This is a genomic window from Micromonospora auratinigra, assembly GCF_900089595.1.
In the GTDB taxonomy this organism is placed as follows: Bacteria; Actinomycetota; Actinomycetes; order Mycobacteriales; family Micromonosporaceae; genus Micromonospora; species Micromonospora auratinigra.
In genome coordinates this window covers 6,501,387-6,520,159 of record NZ_LT594323.1, presented here as the reverse complement: position 1 = coordinate 6,520,159, position 18,773 = coordinate 6,501,387, and the positions used below count along the sequence as shown (strand labels likewise).

Sequence of the window (18,773 nt, the reverse complement as noted above, 5' to 3'; positions counted from 1 at the left end):
TGTACGTCACGACGCTACCGGAGGCAGTGTGGTCGCCGGCCCGCGACGCCGGTAGAGCCCTTCCGGCCCGCCGAGGACGGGACCAACGGCCCGGGTCCTCGCGGCGCCCGCCCCCGCCGGCTGCTCCCGGGCCCGCCCGGCAGCCCCTTGGGCCGGATCAGGGCGGACCCCGCACCGGGCCCGGCGCGGGGCGTGCCAGACTAACCGGAGATCCGATCGCGAGGGAAGGACCGACAGTGGCAGGAAGCGAGCCGGTAACCGCGCCAGATCAGCACAAGCCCGGACACCGCAAGTCCGGACGGATCGGTGCGGTGCTGTCGGCGGTGGTTTTGGTGATCATGGCGTTCTGCGGCAACCACGAGGGCAAGGTCGAGGACATCTGGCTGATCGGGCTCGCCGCGCTGCTGCTCGCCATCGTGATCGGCGACGCGGTGCTGCGCCGCAACGGCCTGCGCTCCTGACCCGACGCCCGTCAGACCCGTACGCGACAGGGCCCACCCCCGGCCGGGGGCGGGCCCTTCGTCGTGTTCCGCGGGCCGCGGTCAGCGGCCCAGCAGGATGTCCTGCACGTCCTTGAGCGCGGCGTCCACCTCGGCCTCGAAGTAGCCGCCGGGCACCAGGCCGAAGCGCAGCGTGTCCAGGTCCTTCGGGTTCACCGGCATCGCGTTGCGCCCCTGCATGCCGCCGAGCAGCGTCTCGAAGAAGCGGTCCACCTGGTCCGGGTCGTACCCGCTACCGAAGCGGCGCACCTGGAAGCTGCGGCGGATCTGGTCCACCCGGTAGAGGTCGCTGCCGGGCGGGCCGGCCATCGGCGGGCCCACCATCGGGGGACCACCGACCGGCGGGCCGCCCATCCCCGGGCCGCCACCGTAGCCGGCGTCCGGACCGGGGCCACCGTAGCCGGCGTCCGGACCGGGACCGCCGTAACCCTGCTCCGGGCCGGGGCCGTAACCCGGCTCCGGGCCGTAGCCCTGCTGGGGCAGCGGCGGCGGGCCGGCCGGGCCACGACCGCGCAGCTCACGCAGCTCGCGCTCGGGCATCCGGATCTCGGCGGTCATGTCGGCGCGACCCCGCCGGCCGGCCTCGAAGCCGTCGAACCGGGGCTCCTCCTGGCCGTAGCCACTCGGACCCGGGGGCAGACCACGCTGCGGCGGGCCGCCGTGACCCAGCGGAGCCGGACCACCCGGACCCATCGGACCGGGACCGCCGGGACCACCGGGGCCACCCGGGCCGCCGGGACCGCGCGGCGGCTCGTACGCCGCCCGCCGGCCCTCGTACCCGCCGGCGAAGGCGCCGGTGGGCTCGTCGTACCGGCTGCCGTAGCGGTCGGCGGGCGGGCCGGCCTGCGCGGGCATCGGCCGTGGCGGCATCGGGGGCTGCGGCACCGGCGAGAGGCCCCGGTCGTCGCGCATCGGCGGGCCCATCCGGTCGGCCATCCGGGGGTCGCCACCGCGCCCACCGGGTGCGCCGCCGCGCTCCTCCAGCTCGGCCAGCTGCCGCTCGACGCGGTCGAGGTGCAGGTCGACCTGCCACTCGTCGTAGCCGTTGAACCGGACCCGGAAGACGACGTCGTGGACCTCCTGGGAGGCCACGGGCGCGCCGACCGGCTGGCCGGCGAGCGTCGCCTCCACCCGGTCGAGGAAGGCGTCCACCTCGTCGACCTTGTATCCCCGGCGGAGCGCCTTCCGCCGGAAACGCTGACCCTGACTCGCCACTATGTCTCCTGGTCTCGTACCGCTACGCCGTCGCGGTGCGCGGGTCGGTGTCCCTGTCCTCGGCGGCGGCGAGCTGCCCACACGCGCCGTCGATCTCGCGTCCCCGGGTGTCCCGCACGGTGGTCGACACCCCGGCGTCGCGCAACCGCCGGACGAACTCCCGCTCGACCGGCTTCGGGCTGGCGTCCCAGCGGCTGCCCGGAGTCGGGTTGAGCGGGATGAGGTTCACGTGGGCCAGCTTGCCGGCCAGCAGCCGCCCGAGCAGATCGGCTCTCCACGGCTGGTCGTTCACGTCCTTGATCATCGCGTACTCGATCGACACGCGACGCCCCGTCGTGGCCGCGTAGTCCCACGCCGCGTCCAGCACCTCGGACACCTTCCAGCGCTGGTTGACCGGGACGAGTTCGTCGCGCAGCTCATCATCGGGGGCGTGCAGCGACAACGCAAGGGTCACGGAGAGGTCTTCGCTGGCCAGTCGGCGGATGGCCGGGACCAGGCCGACCGTGGAGACGGTGATGTGCCGCTGCGACAGGCCCAGCCCCTCGGGGGCCGGGGAGACCAGCCGGCGGATCGCCGCCACCACCCGCGAGTAGTTGGCCAGCGGCTCGCCCATGCCCATGAAGACGACGTGCGACAGCCGCGGCGGCGAGCCGGCGACCGCGCCCGAGGCGGCCACCCCGGCCAGGTAGACCGCCTGGTCGACGATCTCCGCGGTGGAGAGGTTACGGGTCAGCCCGGCCTGGCCGGTGGCGCAGAACGGGCACGCCATCCCGCAGCCGGCCTGGCTGGAGATGCAGACGGTGACCCGGTCCGGGTAGCCCATCAGCACGCTCTCCACCAGCGAGCCGTCGTGCAGCCGCCAGAGCGCCTTGCGGGTGGCCCCGTCGTCGCAGGCCAGCTCGCGTACGGGCGTGAGCAGCGTGGGCAGCAGGGAACCCGCCAGCCGCTCACGGGTGGCGGCCGGCAGGTCGGTCATCTGCGCCGGGTCACGCACCAGGCGGCCGAAGTAGTGGTTCGACACCTGCTTGGCGCGGAAGGCCGGCTCCCCCAGCTCGGTGACGAGCGCCTGCCGGCCGGGCAGGTCCAGGTCGGCGAGGTGACGGGGTGGCATCGCGGGTCGGCGGCCGCGGGCGTCGGGGTCTACGGAGATCAGCGGGAGGCTCGTCATGGCGGATCCAGTCTGACACGCCAGGAGCGGGACGCACCCGTCCGTAGGTGCCGAATCCGCCCCGACCGGCCGGCCGACGGCACCCCGAGCACGTGATTCATCCCTCAGACCACCACCGGCACGAAGACCGCCAGCAGCAGGTACGCCGTCGGCACCGCGAACAGGATCGAGTCCAGCCGGTCCATCAGGCCACCGTGCCCGGGGAGCAGGTTGCTCATGTCCTTCACGCCGAGATCCCGCTTGATCATCGACTCGGCGAGGTCGCCGAGGACGGCCGCGCAGGACATCGCCACCCCGAACAGCGCACCCCACCAGGGGGCCACGTCGAAGAGCAGCCAGAGCAGCAGGGCACTGCCCACCGCGGCCGCGGTCACCGAGCCGGCGAAGCCCTCCCAGGACTTCTTCGGGCTGATCGTCGGGGCCATCGGGTGCTTGCCGAAGGCCACCCCGGCCGCGTACCCGCCGGTGTCGGAGAGCACCACCGCGACGAGGGTGACCAGCACCCGCAGGTGCCCGTCGGACGCGGCGGCCAGCATCGCCGCGAAGCCGCCCAGAAACGGCACGTAGACCGCGATCAGGGCGGCGGCGGTGAGGTCACGCTGGTAGTTGCCGGGCCCGTCGCCGAGCCGCCAGATCATCGTGCCCAGCACGGTGACCAGCAGGCCGAGACTCAACGCGTCCGGGCCGGCGAACCAGCCCAGGCAGACCGTGATCACCCCGCCGGCGACCAGCGGCACCAGCGGCGGGTATGCCCCGCTGCGGCGGACCGCCCGGGCCATCTCCCAGATCCCGATCCCCATCGCGGCGGCGACCACCACCAGGAACGCCGGCCGGTAGAAGAAGAGCGGCACGACGACCGCCGCGCCGAGGACCACCCCGACCCCGATCGCCGCCGGCAGATTGCGGCCGGCCCGTCCGGTCGGGGCCGACACGGTCGGCGGACGCTCCGCGCTGGCCCGACGCCGACCCCGCCGGCGACCGGCCGGGGGCGTGGTCGCCGGCTCGTCCGGAGCCGGCCCGAAGCGGGTGGACGGGTCGTCGGCACCCGACCGGAACGGGTCGTCGCCGCCCGGCGGGAACCGGTCGTCGCCGCCCGGCCGGGACGGGTGGTCGCCGACCGGATCGAAGCGGCCGGTCGGTTCGTCGCGGAACGGGGGAAGGGTGCCGGTGGGCTCGTCGCGGACCGGGGCGATCCGGGCGGTCGGGTAGTCGTCGTCCGGTCCGCCGGCACGGCCGCCGGCCGGGTCGACGTACCCGGGCTCGTTGCCGCGACCCCGGGCGCCCGGGCCAGCGGGGCCACGGTCGCGTCCGGTGGTGCCGGGGTTGCCGTACTCGAAGGGGGTGGAGTGGTCCGGCCAGTGCGGGTCGGCGTGCGGCGCCCGGCCGCGCGGGTCGTCGTGGCCCGGCTCGCCGTGTCCCGCGCGGTCCCGGTCGGCGCTGCGCCGGCCCGGCCCCTCGGGACGGCGTGGCTCGCCGGACCGGCCGTGCTCCGGCGGGGCGTAGCCGTCAGCCGGGCGGGGGTGCGGGTCGCCGCCGGGGCGGGACCGGCCGGGGGCGTACGTGTCCGGGCCGGCCGGGCGACGCCACGGGTCGTTCGGTTCCAGGTCGGACTCCGGCCAGGGCAGGGGAGCCGGGGCCGGGCGGTCCCAGCCGCGCGGCTCGGCGGCGCCGTAGGGGTCGGGGTGGGACATCACGCACCGGAGCGCGGGACGAGTGCCACCACTTGACGCAAGACCAAGACCATCCCCTACAGGCGCGACTGCTCCGGTTGACCGGCCCGACGGCCGGCTGATCCCCCTCGTTCACCCGCTGGTGGTCGGGAATCGTGCCGAGCCTACTGCACCCGGGAACCCGGCACGGCGGACGATGGCCCCACCACGACGACGGCACCGGGCCCGCCGCCCGGACGGGCGGCGGCACACCGGTGCCGTGGCGGGTACGACGGGCCGCTCAGACCTCGAGCAGCTCGCTCTCCTTGTGCTTGATCAGCTCGTCGACGGTGGCGACGAACCGCTGGGTCAGGTCGTCCAGGTCCTTCTCGGCGCGGCGGCCCTCGTCCTCGCCGACCTCACCGTCCTTGACCAGGCGGTCCAGCTCTTCCTTGCCCTTGCGGCGGATGTTGCGGACGGCCACCTTGGCCTCCTCGCCCTTGTGCCGGGCGACCTTGATCATCTCGCGGCGCCGCTCCTCGGTCATCGGGGGGAGCACGATGCGCAGCTGGGTGCCCTCGTTGTTCGGGTTCACCCCGAGATCCGAGTCGCGGATCGCCCGCTCCATCGCGCCGAGCTGCGAGTTGTCGTACGGCTTGATGATCACCATGCGCGGCTCGGGCACGCCGATCGACGCCATCTGCGGCAGCGGGGTCGGGCTGCCGTAGTAGTCGATCACGATCCGGGAGAACATGGCGGCGTTGGCGCGACCGGTGCGGATCCCGCCGAACTCCTCCTTGGCGTGCTCGATGGCACGCTCCATCTTCTCCTCTGCCTCGAGGAGGGTGTCGTCGATCACCGGGCTCCTCGCCTCCTTCTGTCGGTCTTCGTGGGCTGTGCTGATGCTGCTGTGTCGTCGTCGGCGGACCGCCGCCCGGCCGCCGGTACGGCCGGGCCTCAGGCGGTGATCAGCGTGCCGATCTTCTCGCCGCCGACGGCACGGACGATCGTGTCGTCGCCCTGGGCGCCGAAGACCAGCATCGGCAGGCCGTTCTCCATGCAGAGGCTGAACGCCGCGGCGTCGGCCACCCGCAGGTTGCGGCGCAGCACCTCGGAGAAGGTGATGGAGTCGAGCTTGCTCGCCGTCGGGTCGATCCGGGGGTCGGCGGTGTAGACCGCGTCCACGCCGTTCTTGCTCATCAGCACCACGTCGGCGCGGATCTCCAGCGCCCGCTGGGCGGCGACCGTGTCGGTGGAGAAGTAGGGCATGCCGGCGCCCGCGCCGAAGATGACCACGCGGCCCTTCTCCAGGTGCCGGATGGCGCGCAGCGGGATGTACGGCTCGGCGACCTGGGCCATGGTGATCGCGCTCTGCACCCGGGTCTCGATGCCCTCCTTCTCCAGGAAGTCCTGGAGCGCCAGGCAGTTCATCACCGTGCCGAGCATGCCCATGTAGTCGGCCCGGGCCCGGTCCATGCCGCGCTTCTGCAGCTCGGCGCCGCGGAAGAAGTTGCCGCCGCCGACCACCACGGAGACCTGCACGCCGCGGCGGACCACGGTGGCGATCTGCCGGGCGATGGCCTGCACGACGTCCGGGTCGACGCCGATCGCGCCGCCGCCGAAGACCTCGCCGGAGAGCTTCAGCACCACCCGGCGGGCCCGGCCGGGCGGTGGGGCGGTGGGATCATCCGCCGCCAGGCTCCGGTCACTCACAACCTGCGTCATCCGCCCCGCCCCTTCCGTCGCGCACCTCGTGGGCGCCGCGTACCGCGTAACTGCCGTTGCCGACCCTATGTGACGAGGAGGCCGCGGTGCCTGTCACGTACACCGGCGGCCTCCTCGTCTCTGTTTTCCCTGCCGCCGGACGCGTCATGCGCCCGGCGCGGCGGCTCAGGCCTGGCCGACCTCGAACCGCAGGAAGCGGGTCACCTCGATGCCGGCCTCGGCCAGCACCTGCTTCACCGTCTTCTTGTTGTCGGCGACCGAGGACTGCTCGAGCAGCACGAAGTCCTTGAAGAAGGCGTTCACCCGGCCCTCGACGATCTTCGGCAGCGCCGCCTCGGGCTTGTTCTCCTCGCGGGCGGTCTGCTCGGCGATGCGCCGCTCCGACTCGACGACGTCGGCCGGAACCTCGTCGCGGGTCAGGAACTTCGGCCGCATGGCGGCGATCTGCATGGCCACGCCACGGGCGTCGGCGTCGGCGGCCTCGTCGGTCTTGCCGGCGTACTGCACCAGCACGCCGACGGCCGGCGGCAGGTCCTGGCTCTTGCGGTGCAGGTAGACCGCGGTGGTGCCGTCCAGCTTGGCGAAGCGGTTGAGCACCAGCTTCTCGCCGATCTTGGCGGACTGCTCCTGGATCAGGTCGGCGACGGACTTGCCGTCGACGGTGCTGGCGAGCAGCTCCTCGGCGCTGGTGGCGCCGCTGGCCACGCCGTGCTCGACCAGCTGCTGGGCCAGCGCGATGAACGCGTCGTTCTTGGCCACGAAGTCGGTCTCGCAGTTGAGCTCGAGCAGCGCCTGGCCGGAGTGCGCGATGAGGCCGTTGGCGGCGGTACGGCTGGCCCGCTTGCCGACGTCCTTGGCGCCCTTGACGCGCAGGATCTCGACGGCCTTGTCGAAGTCGCCCTCGGCCTCGGTCAGCGCCTTCTTGCAGTCCATCATGCCGGCGCCGGTGAGGTCGCGGAGCTTCTTGACGTCCGCGGCGGTGAAGTTGGACATGACTCTCTCTTCGGGTCTTGAGGCTGCGGTGGGATGGTCTGTGTGCCGGTTACCCGGATCCGGGCCGCTCGTGCCCGGCGTACCCGTCGCGCCCCACCGGCCGGGAAACCGGACGGTGGGGACGCGACGGCGCGATCACTCCGCGGCGGCGGTCGCCGGCTGCTCGGCGGGGGCCGCCGGCTGCTCGTCGGCCTTCTTCGACTCCTCGTCGGCCTTCTTCGGCTCCTCGAGCAGCTCGCGCTCCCACTCGGCCAGCGGCTCGTCGGCGCCGACCTGGCCCGCCTCGGGCTTCTCGTCGCCGCCCCGGTTGCGGCCGGAGCGGGCGATCAGACCGTCGGCGACGGCGGCGGCCACGACCTTGGTCAGCAGCTCGGCCGAGCGGATGGCGTCGTCGTTGCCCGGGATCGGGAAGTCGACCTCGTCCGGGTCGCAGTTGGTGTCGAGCACCGCGATCACCGGGATGCCCAGCTTGCGGGCCTCGTCGACGGCGATGTGCTCCTTCTTGGTGTCGACGATCCAGACCGCGCTCGGGAGCTTCTGCATGTCCCGCAGACCACCGAGGGTCTTGGTGAGCTTGATCTTCTCGCGGGAGAGCTGCAGGGTCTCCTTCTTGGTGTAACCGGCGGCGGTGCCGCTCAGGTCACCCAGGGCCTCCAGCTCCTTCATCCGCTGGAGCCGCTTGTACACCGTCTGGAAGTTGGTCAGCATGCCACCGAGCCAGCGGTGGTTCACGTACGGCTGGCCGACCCGGGTCGCCTGCTCGGCGATGGCCTCCTGGGCCTGCTTCTTGGTGCCGACGAAGAGGATGCTGCCGCCACCGGCGACGGTGGTGCGCACGAACTCGTACGCCTTCTCGATGTAGTCGAGGGTCTGGCGCAGGTCGATGATGTAGATACCGTTGCGCTCGGTGAAGATGAAGCGCTTCATCTTCGGGTTCCAGCGCCGGGTCTGGTGCCCGAAGTGGACACCGCTCTCCAGCAGCTGACGCATGGTCACGACGGCCATGGTGGTACTCCCTGTTTTCCCTGGTTGTCCCGTCCGGCCGGCGGCCGGACGCCTGGTGCCCGGTCGTCGGCCGTGGCGGACCCGACCAAGATCGGGACCAGGGAGGCCGCCGCCCCACGGAACGTTCCGTGAAGAGGGCACGCGAGGTCGACCGCACGAGGCGGTCGCCAGTCGACCAGTGTACGCCCCTCCCCCGCGCCCCGGCCCCGGGGTGCAGGAACACCGCCCCGCCGACCCCGCCGACCCCGCCCACCCCACCCGTCCCCTCGGCCCCACCGGCGCGCGCCCGTCACCGTGACCGAACGGGTTGATCGAGGGGCTGGCCGCGTTGATCGAGGAGCTTGCGTCATGAATTCACCGTCAGGCGACGCAAAGCCCTTGATCACGGCGGCGGGGCCAGGGGGAAGGGGGAGGGCGGGGTCAGGGGCGGGGGCCGGGCGGGGCTACGGGCAGGGGGCGGGGAGGGCGGGGTCAGCGGGCGGCGAGGGCGGCGGCGAGGAAGAGCACCAGGCCGACCGTCAGGTAGGCGGTCGGCGGGCGGAGCCACCCACGGCTGCCGTCGGCGAGCGCCAGGCCGCCGGTACGCAGGCCGTACAGGCCGGCACCGAAGATCGGCAGGCCGACCACGAGGAACGTGCCCACCACGACGTGCGAGGTGGAGACCGGATCGCCCACCAGACCGCGCCACAGCACCCGCAGCGCCGGGATCTCCAGCACCAGCACCAGCACACCCAGCAGCACCGCCAACGCCGGGCGCCGGGTGCGGTAGACCCCGTCGCCCGGCGGTGGCCCGTCCAGCCGGGGCGCCACGGACGGCATCGGACCGGTCGGCATCTCCAGCGGGTGCGGCACGGCCGCCGGCTCGACCGGCCGCTCCCCGACCGTCAACGGGGCGGCGGCGCCGTGGCTCGGCCGGTCGCCGACGCCGGGCGCGGTATGTGCCCCGAGGCCGGAACGGTCCCCGACGGTCAGTGCGCCGGCACCGCCGCCGGGACGGTCGCCGACGGTCAACGGGGTGTGCGCGCCGTGACCGGGCGACGCGGCGCCGCCCAGGGTCGACTCCGCCGGGCGTCCCGGCTCGACGATCGGGTAGCCGCCCAGCGGTCCGGCCGCCCGCGACTCGTCGGCCTCGCGGGCCGCCCGCCGGCCGCCGCGCTCACCCGGCAGCTCGCCGGAGATCTCCGACGGGTCCTCCGCGCGGCGGGACCGCCGGTAGCCGTCCCCGTCGTCGGCCAGCGGATCGACCGCGCCGAACCGCCCGGTGTCGCCGTAGCGCCCCTCGGCCCCGCCCCGCTGCTCGGGGGCCCGGAAGTCCTCGTCGCGGTAGCGCGACTCGCTCGCCGTCCGCCAGTCCGGCTGCTCGGCGTACCCGTGGTCGCTCCACCGCGACCCGGGCTGATCCTCGGGAAAGCTCCGTCGTCCGTCCACGACGGGCACGGTATGCGACCGGAACCACCGACGCCATCCGACCCCGTCCGCGTCGGTGCTGGTCAGCGCCGACACGGCGGCGTCATCGGGAGTACGCGGAGAGTGACGGAGCAGTCCCCTAGCACGCCGCGACCATGATCGTCAGCCTGTCCACAGTACCTTCCGTCGTCCACAGGCTCCGCTTTCCGGCCGACGGAACCGGCCCCGTCCGGCGCACCGTGTCCGCCATGACGAAGCGGAACCAGGCCGTCGGCGCGTACGGCGAGCGGTGCGCGGTCCGGCACCTGATCGAGACGGGCCTGCGCCCGGTCGCCCGGAACTGGCGCTGTCCCGACGGGGAGATCGACATCATCGCCTGGGACGGCGCGGTGCTCGCCTTCTGCGAGGTGAAGACCCGCCGCACCGACGACTTCGGCACCCCGACCGAGGCGGTCGTGCCGGCGAAGGCCCGCCGGCTGCGAGGGCTGGCCGCCCGCTGGCTGGCCGAGACCGGCGCCACCGCCGACGAGGTCCGCTTCGACGTCCTCGCCGTCCGGCTGCCCGTCGCCGGGCCGGCCCGGGTCGAACACCTGAAGGGCGCGTTCTGATGAGCTACGCGAAGGTGCACTGCGTGGGGCTGGTCGGCGTCCGGGGACACGTGGTCGAGGTGGAGGCGGACCTGGCCGCCGGGCTGCCCGGCGTGGTCATCTCGGGCCTGCCCGACACGGCCCTGCACGAGGCCCGCGACCGGGTACGCGCCGCGATCGTCAACTCCGGCCAGAAGTGGCCGAACCGGCGCATCACCCTGAACCTGCTCCCCGCCACCCTGCCCAAGTACGGGTCGGCGTTCGACCTCGCCATCGCGGCGGCGGTCCTGGGCGGCTCGGGCGAGCTGCCGCTGCTCCCGCTGGACCGGACGGTGGTGCTCGGCGAACTCGGCCTCGACGGCACGGTCCGCCCGGTCCGGGGCGTCCTGCCGATGGTGGCCGCCGCCGCCCGCGACGGGCTGGACCGGGTGGTGGTGCCGGTGGGCAACGCCGCCGAGGCGGCGGTGATCCCCGGCGTCCGGGTCCGGGCCGTCGACACCCTGCACCGGCTGGTCGCCTTCGTCCGTGACGGTGCCGCGCTGCTGCCCCCACCCGCCGTCGCGCCGACCACCACCGGCGGCGGGCCGGACCTGGCCGAGGTGGCCGGGCAGGAGTTGGGCCGCCGGGCCCTGGAGGTGGCGGCGGCCGGCGGCCACCACGTGGCGCTGCTCGGCCCGCCCGGTGCCGGCAAGACCATGCTCGCGGAGCGGCTCCCGTCGCTGCTGCCCGAGCTGGACGACGACGCCGCCCTGGAGGTGACCGCGCTGCACTCCATCGCCGGGCTGCTCCCGCCCGGGGGTCGGTTGCTGCGCCGGCCGCCGTTCCAGGCCCCGCACCACACGGCGACGGTGCCGTCCCTGGTCGGCGGCGGCTCCGGCCTGGCCCGACCGGGTGCGGTGTCGCTGGCCCACCGGGGGGTGCTCTTCCTCGACGAGGCGCCCGAGTTCAGCAAGGCGGCGCTGGAGGCGTTGCGGCAGCCGCTGGAGAACGGCCGGGTCCAGGTCAACCGGACCCGCGGCGCCACCGAGTACCCGGCCCGGACCCAGTTGGTGCTGGCCGCCAACCCCTGCCCCTGCGCGAAGCCGTCCGGCGACGTCGACTGCGAGTGCACACCGCTGGCCCGCCGCCGCTACCTGGGCCGCCTGTCCGGCCCCCTGCTGGACCGGGTGGACGTGCAGGTGCGCCTGCCGCCCGTCCGCGCCGCCGCGCTGCTGGACACGAACGCGCGGAGCGAATCGTCCGCCACCGTGGCGGCCCGGGTGGCCGCCGCCCGGCAGGCCGCCGCCGCGCGGTGGGCGGCCACCGGACACCGGGTGAACGCGGACGTCCCGGGCCCCTCCCTGCGATTGCCGCCCTGGCAGTTGCCCGGGCGGGACACCCGGGAGCTGCGCCGGCGGCTGGACGCCGGTTCGCTCTCCGCCCGGGGATTCGACCGGGTCATCCGACTGGCCTGGACCGTCGCCGACCTGGACGGGCGGGACCGCCCGGACGGTGGGGACATCGCCGAGGCCATCCACCTGCGGACGGGAGAAGGCGCATGACCGCCACCGAGGATGTGCGGCTGGCCCGGGTGGCGCTCACCTGGCTGGCCGAGCCGGGCACCCGGGCGGTGCACGCGCTGGTCAAGGAGGTGGGCCCGGTCGCCGCCCTCGACCGGCTCCTCGACGGCGGTGCACCCGACCGGGCGCTGCGGGCGGCGGTCGCGGCGCGGAGCGCGGGCGAGGACGCCCGGGCGGTGGCCGAGCAGGCGCTGGCGCGTACCGAGCGGCTCGGCGCACGACTGGTGACCCCCGAGGACGACGACTGGCCCACCCGGGTCGCCGACCTGAGCAAGCTGCGGCTCTCCGGCGTCACCCGCAGGGTCGACGTGGAAACCGCTCCCCCGCTCTGCTTCTGGGTGCGCGGCGGATGGCCGCTGGCGCAGGCGTTCGACCGGTCGGTCGCGGTGGTCGGCGCCCGGGCCGCCACGCCGTACGGCACGCACGTCGCCACCGAACTCGGGTACGGCCTCGGCGACCGGGGCTGGACGGTGGTCTCCGGCGGGGCCTTCGGCATCGATTCCGCCGCGCACCGGGGTGCGTTGACCGCCGGCGGGTTAACGGTGGCCGTGCTGGCCTGCGGGGTGGACCGTCCCTACCCGATGGGCAACACCGCGTTGTTCGACCGGATCGCCGAGACCGGCCTGTTGATGAGCGAATGGATGCCGGGCGCGGAGCCGCTGCGCCCCCGCTTCCTGATCCGCAACCGGGTCATCGCGGCCGCGACCCTGGGCACCGTCCTCGTCGAGGCGGCGGCCCGCAGTGGGGCCACGCAGACCCTGAACCGGGCGCTCGGCATGGTCCGACGCGGGATGGTGGTGCCGGGTCCGGTCACCTCTGCCATGTCGGTGGGCGGGCACGAGGTGCTGCGGGCGGAGTCCGGGGCCCGGCTGGTCACCGGCGTCGCGCAGGTGGTCGAGGAGGTCGGGCGGATCGGCGAACTCGCCCCGCCGGTGAGGGCGCCGGAGCGCCTGCGCGACCGGCTGGACGACGAGGCGACGCAGGTGCTGGAGGCGCTGCCCCGGCGCGGTTCGCTGGCCCTGGAGAGCGTGGCGTCGCGCGCCGGGGTGGAGTTGCGGACGGCCATGCGCAAGCTCTCCCTGCTGGAGGAGCTGGCCCTGGTGGTCCGCCGCGACGAGGGGTACGCGCTCGTCCGGTCACCGGCCCCCGACGGGGGCCGCCGTGCCTGAGTCAATCGCCCTCGAAGCGGATCTCCACCTCCCGGGTGTTCAGGCAGCGACGGGCGAGCAACGCGAGCCGCCGGACCTGCTCGACCTCGGCCGGCGCGGTGGCCACCTCGGCGAGGCAACGCAGTTCGGTGAGCAACTGCGGGGCGGAACCGGGGCCGACCACCATCTCACCCAGCGGGTCGACGCGGTCCAGCAGCGGCGTACGTCCCCCGCCGCGCACCCGCTTGAGCAGATCGAGCAGCACGTCGTCGGGATCCGCCACCACCTCGGACGCGACGTACGACGCGCGGCGACGGGTCGGTCCGGCCCGCACCAGCCGATAGAGGACGGCATCCACACCCACGTCCGGTCCCTCCTCCCGCCGGCGTCGCCCACCCCGGCGACGCCCGTCCCGTCCGACTCGCGAATCACCCTTCCGCGCGGCAGCGCCCCGACCCGGCCGCCACTGTCCCTTGCGTACGACCAGTTTCCCCTGTCCAGGCCCACTTCAGCCACCCCGCTCGGCGTGCCGCCCCGCCGTTCCGGTTCCGCGCCACGGCGGCGCGCCGTGTCGCCGGCCGCGACCGCCGTTGCGTTCCGCGCCACGGCCCGGGGCCCGCGTCCCGACCGGCCGGAACACCGGGCCCCCGTCCCGGCCCGACCCCGACCCCGGTCCAACGTGAGCACGCCGACGAGTTGCGTCCCCCGGTCCATCCGGCCACTGCGCCGTACGCTGGGCCGGTGACGCGGAAGCGGAGGCGGCGGTGAGCGGCGACCGGACCGGCACCAGGGCCCGACACGAGGCCCTGCCTCCGGCGATGCGGGAGGCCGTGGACGACTTCGCCGACCAGCTGGCCCGGGTGCGCAACCGGTCGGCGCACACCGTGCGGGCGTACGTCACCGACCTCGTCTCGCTTCTCGACCACGCCACTCGGATGGGGTGCACCGACCTGTCCACGCTGGACCTCACCGTGTTGCGCAGCTGGTTGGCGAAGCACCGGACGACCGGCGCGGCGCGGACGACGCTGGCCCGGCGGGCCGCCTCGGCCCGCGTGTTCAGCAACTGGGCACACCGCACCGGCCTGCTCCCCGCGGACGTGGCCGCCGCGCTGGCCAGCCCGCGTGCGCACCGGGAGCTGCCCACCGTGCTCCGCGCCGACCAGGCTGCCGCCCTGATGGACGCCCCCGGCCAGGTCGCCCGAGCGGTGACCGACACCGGAGGCACCAGGCCCGGCGGGACCGACGGCATGGACGGGCCGGCCCCGGCCGGCACCGAGCCCACCCCGACCCGCACGACCGACGGCGGAGACCGGCCGTCCCCGGCCCGACCGACCTGGCCGGCCGCACCGGCGGACGGCGGACCGGATCGGGGCGACGGTGACGACGGCGACGGCGACGAGGCGGTGCTGTTGCGCGACCGGGCGCTGCTCGAACTGCTCTACGGCACCGGGATCCGGATCAGCGAGGCGTGCGGCCTGGACGTGGGCGACGTCGACCACGCCCGCCGGGTGGTCCGGGTGCTGGGCAAGGGCGGCCGGGAACGGTCGGTGCCGTACGGGGTGCCGGCACAGCGGGCGTTGGACGCCTGGCTCGGCCGGGGACGCCCCGACCTGGCGGGACCGGGCTCCGGCGGCGCGCTGCTGGTCGGCGCGCGGGGCGGGCGACTCAACCCGACCACGGCCCGCCGGATCGTCGCCGGGTACGCCGAGGCCGCCGGCCTGCCCCGCACCACCCCGCACGGGCTGCGGCACTCGGCCGCCACCCACCTGCTGGAGGGCGGCGCGGACCTGCGGGCCGTGCAGGAGCTGCTGGGCCATTCCTCGCTGGCCAGCACCCAGATCTACACCCACGTGTCGGTGGAGCGGCTGCGCGCGGCGTACCGGCAGGCGCACCCGCGAGCCTGACGGCGGCGGTTCCACCGGAAGGTCACCGGTCCGGGTGCGCTCGACGGAACCGGGCGTCGATGATCCACGGCGGGCTACCATCGACGGATGACGGTCCCGCAGCCGCCCGAGCCGCTTCCGGGTGCTCGGCTGCTCTTCTCGCTCGACCCGTCGGTCAGCCACCTCAACCACGGATCGTTCGGCGCCGTCCCGGTCGGGGTGCAGCGGGCGCAGCAGCGGCTGCGGGACGAGATGGAGGCGAACCCGCTCCGGTTCTTCACCCAGGGACTCGTGGACCGGATCACGCACACCCGGCGGCACCTGGCGGCCTTCCTGGGCGCGGACCCCGACGGCACCGCGCTGGTGGGCAACGCCACCACGGGTGCGGCGGTGGTGCTCCAGTCGCTCGGGCTGCGCCCCGGTGACGAGGTCCTGACCACCGACCACGGCTACGGCGCGGTCGCCTTCTCCGTGCGGCGGGAGTGCGGGCGTACCGGCGCGGTGTCGCGGACCCTGCCGGTGCCGTTGGCGGCCACCGACGAGGAGGTGGTCCAGCTCGTCCGGGCCGGGCTGCGGCCGGGGCGTACCAAGCTGCTGATCGTGGACCAGATCACCTCGCCGACCGCCCGGCTCTTCCCGGCCGCCGCGATCGTCGGGGTGGCCCGGGAACACGGGGTGCCGGTGCTGGTGGACGGGGCCCACGCCCCCGGGCAGCTGGCCACCACGGTGGCCTCGATCGGCGCGGACTTCTGGGTCGGCAACCTGCACAAGTGGGCGTACGCGCCCCGGGGCACGGCCGCGCTGGTGGTGTCCGAGCCGTGGCGGGAGCGGATCCAGCCGCTGGTGGTCTCCTGGGAGCAGGAGAGCGGCTTTCCCGCCCGGGTCGAGTGGCAGGCGACGCTGGACTACACCCCCTGGCTGGCTGCCCCGGTGGGGGTTTTCACCCTGCGCAGCCTGGGACCCGACCGGGTACGGGCGCACAACGCGGCGCTGGCGGCGTACGGACAACGGGTGGTCGGGGACGCGCTCGGGGTGCCGCCGGCCGACCTGCCGGAGCCCGGCGGGCCGACGCTCGCCATGCGTCTCGTGCCGCTGCCGGACGGGGTCGCCACCACCCTCGACGCGGCGCGGGCATTACGGGCCCGGATCGCCGACCGGCTCGCCGCTGAGGTGGCGGTCTCGGCCTGGAACGGCCGGGGCTGGCTGCGCCTCTGCGGCCAGGTCTACAACGTGCCGGACGAGTACGACCGGTTGGCGGCGCGGCTGCCCACGCTGCTCGCCCAGGGCTGACCGGGCTCGGTGCGCGCCGGGCTCGCGGCGTCGGCGTCCAGCGGGAGCAGCCGGACCGGGCCGAGGCCGAGCAGGGCGAGCGGGTCCAGGTAGTCCGCGCCCCGGCGCAGTCCCCAGTGCAGGCACGCCTCGGCGGGGCAGCCGGCGTGGCCGGCGAGCAGCGTGCCGATCGGCGTGCCGAGCCCCAACCGGGTGCCGGCGGCGAGCCCGGGGCGCACCGGCTCGTAGGTGGTCCGCAGCCCGTCGGCGTGCCCGACGGTGACCACCGGCCGCCCGGCCACCGTGCCGGCGAAGAGCACGATCCCGGCGCCCGCCGCGCGGACCGGTGCCCCGGAGGTGGCAGCGAGGTCGACGCCGCGGTGGCCGGGGAGCCAGGGCTGCGGCGGCGGGTCGAAGCGGCGCACCGGCCGGGGCGGGCCGGGCAGCGGCCAGCCGAATCGCACATCCGGACCACCGCCTTCCGGCACGACGGCATCCACCGGAGCGGCGGACCGCACCGCCCCGTCCGGCAGGGCGGGTGGCGGCGTCGCGCGGGCCGGCGAGGTGACCGCGGCACCCGAAACGCCGGGCATGGCCGGGAGCAGGAGCAGCAGGGGGCCGAGCGTCGTCACGGCCCGGCGGGACAGGTTCCACACGTCCGGCAGCCTGCCCCGCGGGACGCCTCCCCCGCCGGCCGAGACCCGGGCCGCTGTGGATGACGGCCGTGCTGTGGACGACCCCCACGACGGGACCGGATCTGGTACGGGTGCCGCCGTCGGGGCCCGCCGGCCGACCCGTCCCCCGCCTATGCTGGCCGCGTGACGAGGGACTGGTACGCCTGGCACGCCGACTACGCCGACCCCGACTCGGCACTGTCCCGCCGCCTCGCCGAGGTGCAGGGCCGGGTCCGCGACGCGCTCGACCAGGCGCCGGCCGGTCCGGTGCGGGTGATCAGCCTCTGTGCGGGTCAGGGGCACGACCTGATCCCGGTGCTGGCCGCCCATCCCCGGCGCGACGAGGTGACCGCCCGCCTGGTCGAGTGGGACGCGCGCAACGTCGAGGTGGCCCGGCGAGCAGTGCGGGAGGCGGGCCTGACCGGGGTGGAGGTGGTGGCCGGCGACGCCGCCCGCACCGACCGGTACGCCGATCTGGTCCCGGCCGACCTGGTGCTGCTCTGCGGGATCTTCGGCAACGTCGTCGACGCCGACATCCGTGCCACGGTGCGGCACGCCGCCTCGCTCTGCGCCACCGGCGGCACGGTCGTCTGGACCCGGCACCGCCGCGAGCCGGACCTGGTGCCCGCCATCTGTGACTGGTTCGCCGAGGAGGGCTTCGCGCCGGTCGCGGTGAGCAGCCCGGCCGACGGGGTGGGGGTGGGCGTGCACCGCCTCACCGGCCCGCCCCGTCCGCTGGCGGCGGGCGCGACGATGTTCACCTTCGTCCGCTGAGAGCGACCGGACCTGAGAGCGACCGGACCTGAGAGCGACCGGACCTGAGAGCGACCGGACCTGAGAGCGACCGGAACACCCCCGACCGAGCGGAGAGCCCGCGAGATGACCACTGTCGACGATGTCAGCCGCCCCTCCCGGGTCGCCGGGCCCGACGAGGCGATCAGCGCCGAGGAACTCCAGCTGGCGGCCCGCAACCACGGCATCCCGCTGGAGGCACTGCGCTACGACGTGACCCCGGCCGGCCTGCACTACCTGCTCATCCACTACGACATCCCGGATGTCGACCCGGCCGGCCACGTGCTGACCGTCGACGGGGCGGTGGGCCGGTCGCTGCGGCTCGACCTGGCCACGCTGCGGGGTCTGCCCCGGGTCACTCACCGGGTGACGCTGGAGTGCGCCGGCAACGGTAGGGCGCTGCTGCACCCCCGCCCGGTCAGCCAGCCGTGGCTGGTGGAGGCGGTGGGCAACGCCGAGTGGACCGGCACGCCGCTGGCGCCGTTGCTGCGCGAGGCGGGGCTGCCCGCGAACGCCGTCGACGTGGTCTTCACCGGCGCGGACCACGGGGTGGAGCGCGGCGTGGAGCAGGACTACCAGCGGTCCCTGCCGGTGGCGGACGCGCTGCGCGAGGAGGTGCTGCTCGCGTACGAGATGAACGGCGCTCCGCTTCTGCCGCAGCACGGCGCCCCGCTCCGGCTGATCGTGCCGGGCTGGTACGGCATGGCGCACGTGAAGTGGCTGCGCGACGTACGGGTGCTGACCGAGCCGTTCGGCGGCTACCAGAACGCGGTGGCGTACCGGCTGCGGCGCGACGCCGACGACCCGGGTGTGCCGGTGACCCGGATCGAGCCACGGGCCCTGGTGCGTCCGCCGGGGTTCCCGGACTTCATGTCGCGGACCCGGGTGCTGCGACCGGGACCGTGCACGGTGGACGGTCGGGCCTGGTCCGGGCACGCGCCGGTGACGGCGGTGGAGGTGACCTTCGACGGCGGGGCGACGTGGGTGCCGGCCGCGCTCGACGAGCCGACCGGGGGTGAGTGGGCGTGGCGGCGCTGGCACGTCGAGTGGCGACCCGAGCCGGGACGGCACGTGCTGGGGGCGCGGGCGACCGACGCCTCGGGGCGAACCCAGCCGGTCGAGCAGCCGTGGAACCGGGGTGGTTTCGCGAACAACCTGGTACAGCGGGTCGAGGTGGTGGTGCTGGCGGACTGACCGCC

18 protein-coding genes are annotated in these 18,773 nt (G+C 74.9%); 8 read left to right on the top strand and 10 right to left on the bottom strand.

What is annotated here, in order from left to right:
* Nucleotides 1-236 precede the first annotated feature (236 nt).
* Nucleotides 237-461: a DUF2631 domain-containing protein gene (locus GA0070611_RS29815; protein WP_091671786.1), complete on the top strand. Its 225-nt coding sequence runs from the start codon at nt 237-239 to the stop codon at nt 459-461.
* A gap of 81 nt (nt 462-542) precedes the next feature.
* Here the strand turns inward: GA0070611_RS29815 and GA0070611_RS29810 are convergent, their stop codons facing one another.
* The 8 genes from GA0070611_RS29810 to GA0070611_RS29775 all read right to left on the bottom strand — a co-directional run bounded on the left by GA0070611_RS29810 (nt 543) and on the right by GA0070611_RS29775 (nt 9,683).
* Nucleotides 543-1,715, bottom strand: a complete 1,173-nt coding sequence (locus tag GA0070611_RS29810; protein ID WP_091671784.1) for a DivIVA domain-containing protein — start codon at nt 1,713-1,715, stop codon at nt 543-545.
* 22 nt (nt 1,716-1,737) lie between these two features.
* The gene (gene rlmN, locus GA0070611_RS29805) at nt 1,738-2,883 is read right to left on the bottom strand and encodes a 23S rRNA (adenine(2503)-C(2))-methyltransferase RlmN (protein WP_091671782.1); all 1,146 of its coding nucleotides are present in this window, start codon (nt 2,881-2,883) and stop codon (nt 1,738-1,740) included.
* A gap of 104 nt (nt 2,884-2,987) precedes the next feature.
* Nucleotides 2,988-4,574 carry a phosphatidate cytidylyltransferase gene (locus GA0070611_RS29800; RefSeq protein WP_091671780.1) on the bottom strand — a complete coding sequence of 529 codons (1,587 nt, stop codon included), beginning with the start codon at nt 4,572-4,574 and terminating at the stop codon, nt 2,988-2,990.
* A gap of 259 nt (nt 4,575-4,833) precedes the next feature.
* Complete coding sequence (gene frr, locus GA0070611_RS29795) at nt 4,834-5,391, bottom strand: ribosome recycling factor (RefSeq protein ID WP_091671777.1); 558 nt, start codon at nt 5,389-5,391, stop codon at nt 4,834-4,836.
* Between the two features lie 98 nt (nt 5,392-5,489).
* On the bottom strand, nt 5,490-6,257 hold the full coding sequence (gene pyrH / locus GA0070611_RS29790; RefSeq protein ID WP_091268664.1) for a UMP kinase: 768 nt from the start codon (nt 6,255-6,257) through the stop codon (nt 5,490-5,492).
* A 165-nt stretch (nt 6,258-6,422) separates the two neighbouring features.
* Nucleotides 6,423-7,250, bottom strand: a complete 828-nt coding sequence (gene tsf, locus GA0070611_RS29785; protein ID WP_091671774.1) for a translation elongation factor Ts — start codon at nt 7,248-7,250, stop codon at nt 6,423-6,425.
* Between the two features lie 135 nt (nt 7,251-7,385).
* Nucleotides 7,386-8,255, bottom strand: a complete 870-nt coding sequence (rpsB, locus tag GA0070611_RS29780; RefSeq protein ID WP_091671771.1) for a 30S ribosomal protein S2 — start codon at nt 8,253-8,255, stop codon at nt 7,386-7,388.
* Nucleotides 8,256-8,726: 471 nt separating this feature from the next.
* On the bottom strand, nt 8,727-9,683 hold the full coding sequence (locus GA0070611_RS29775) for a hypothetical protein (RefSeq protein ID WP_231921265.1): 957 nt from the start codon (nt 9,681-9,683) through the stop codon (nt 8,727-8,729).
* Between the two features lie 227 nt (nt 9,684-9,910).
* Between GA0070611_RS29775 and GA0070611_RS29770 the strand changes: the two genes are divergently transcribed.
* The 3 genes from GA0070611_RS29770 to GA0070611_RS29760 are packed head-to-tail and all read left to right on the top strand — an operon-like array spanning nt 9,911 to nt 12,977.
* Nucleotides 9,911-10,270 (top strand): YraN family protein, encoded by a 360-nt coding sequence (locus GA0070611_RS29770; RefSeq protein ID WP_091671769.1) that lies wholly within the window; start codon nt 9,911-9,913, stop codon nt 10,268-10,270.
* Entirely contained in the window at nt 10,270-11,790 is a 1,521-nt protein-coding gene (locus tag GA0070611_RS29765; protein WP_091671767.1) for a YifB family Mg chelatase-like AAA ATPase, read from the top strand. The genes GA0070611_RS29770 and GA0070611_RS29765 overlap by 1 nt, the downstream gene beginning before the upstream one ends.
* Nucleotides 11,787-12,977: a DNA-processing protein DprA gene (locus GA0070611_RS29760; RefSeq protein ID WP_091671765.1), complete on the top strand. Its 1,191-nt coding sequence runs from the start codon at nt 11,787-11,789 to the stop codon at nt 12,975-12,977. The genes GA0070611_RS29765 and GA0070611_RS29760 overlap by 4 nt, the downstream gene beginning before the upstream one ends.
* A 1-nt stretch (nt 12,978) precedes the next feature.
* Here GA0070611_RS29760 and GA0070611_RS29755 read toward each other — a convergent pair whose 3' ends face one another.
* Entirely contained in the window at nt 12,979-13,320 is a 342-nt protein-coding gene (locus GA0070611_RS29755) for a hypothetical protein (protein WP_091671763.1), read from the bottom strand.
* Between the two features lie 454 nt (nt 13,321-13,774).
* On the opposite strand from GA0070611_RS29755, the gene GA0070611_RS29750 reads away from it, so the two are divergent.
* On the top strand, nt 13,775-14,860 hold the full coding sequence (locus tag GA0070611_RS29750) for a tyrosine recombinase XerC (RefSeq protein ID WP_091673659.1): 1,086 nt from the start codon (nt 13,775-13,777) through the stop codon (nt 14,858-14,860).
* 87 nt (nt 14,861-14,947) lie between these two features.
* A complete protein-coding gene (locus tag GA0070611_RS29745; RefSeq protein ID WP_091671760.1) occupies nt 14,948-16,129 on the top strand; it encodes an aminotransferase class V-fold PLP-dependent enzyme in 1,182 nt (393 codons plus the stop codon).
* Here the strand turns inward: GA0070611_RS29745 and GA0070611_RS29740 are convergent.
* Nucleotides 16,063-16,701, bottom strand: coding sequence for a murein hydrolase activator EnvC family protein (locus tag GA0070611_RS29740; protein WP_091673656.1), 639 nt, complete (start codon nt 16,699-16,701; stop codon nt 16,063-16,065). The genes GA0070611_RS29745 and GA0070611_RS29740 overlap by 67 nt on opposite strands.
* 225 nt (nt 16,702-16,926) lie before the next feature.
* Here GA0070611_RS29740 and GA0070611_RS29735 point away from each other — a divergent pair, with 225 nt between their 5' ends.
* On the top strand, nt 16,927-17,556 hold the full coding sequence (locus tag GA0070611_RS29735) for a class I SAM-dependent methyltransferase (protein ID WP_091671757.1): 630 nt from the start codon (nt 16,927-16,929) through the stop codon (nt 17,554-17,556).
* Between the two features lie 105 nt (nt 17,557-17,661).
* Nucleotides 17,662-18,768, top strand: a complete 1,107-nt coding sequence (locus tag GA0070611_RS29730) for a sulfite oxidase (protein WP_091671755.1) — start codon at nt 17,662-17,664, stop codon at nt 18,766-18,768.
* Nucleotides 18,769-18,773: the final 5 nt, after the last annotated feature.

What these genes read in the sequence shown, in the direction of transcription:
- rlmN (WP_091671782.1), bottom strand. Translation starts at nt 2,883, where the DNA reads ATGACGAGCCTCCCGCTGATCTCCGTAGACCCCGACGCCCGCGGCCGC.
- GA0070611_RS29800 (WP_091671780.1), bottom strand. Translation starts at nt 4,574, where the DNA reads ATGTCCCACCCCGACCCCTACGGCGCCGCCGAGCCGCGCGGCTGGGAC.
- pyrH (WP_091268664.1), bottom strand. Translation starts at nt 6,257, where the DNA reads ATGACGCAGGTTGTGAGTGACCGGAGCCTGGCGGCGGATGATCCCACC.
- tsf (WP_091671774.1), bottom strand. Translation starts at nt 7,250, where the DNA reads ATGTCCAACTTCACCGCCGCGGACGTCAAGAAGCTCCGCGACCTCACC.
- rpsB (WP_091671771.1), bottom strand. Translation starts at nt 8,255, where the DNA reads ATGGCCGTCGTGACCATGCGTCAGCTGCTGGAGAGCGGTGTCCACTTC.
- GA0070611_RS29770 (WP_091671769.1), top strand. Translation starts at nt 9,911, where the DNA reads ATGACGAAGCGGAACCAGGCCGTCGGCGCGTACGGCGAGCGGTGCGCG.
- GA0070611_RS29765 (WP_091671767.1), top strand. Translation starts at nt 10,270, where the DNA reads ATGAGCTACGCGAAGGTGCACTGCGTGGGGCTGGTCGGCGTCCGGGGA.
- GA0070611_RS29760 (WP_091671765.1), top strand. Translation starts at nt 11,787, where the DNA reads ATGACCGCCACCGAGGATGTGCGGCTGGCCCGGGTGGCGCTCACCTGG.
- GA0070611_RS29750 (WP_091673659.1), top strand. Translation starts at nt 13,775, where the DNA reads ATGCGGGAGGCCGTGGACGACTTCGCCGACCAGCTGGCCCGGGTGCGC.
- GA0070611_RS29745 (WP_091671760.1), top strand. Translation starts at nt 14,948, where the DNA reads ATGACGGTCCCGCAGCCGCCCGAGCCGCTTCCGGGTGCTCGGCTGCTC.
- GA0070611_RS29740 (WP_091673656.1), bottom strand. Translation starts at nt 16,701, where the DNA reads ATGCCCGGCGTTTCGGGTGCCGCGGTCACCTCGCCGGCCCGCGCGACG.
- GA0070611_RS29730 (WP_091671755.1), top strand. Translation starts at nt 17,662, where the DNA reads ATGACCACTGTCGACGATGTCAGCCGCCCCTCCCGGGTCGCCGGGCCC.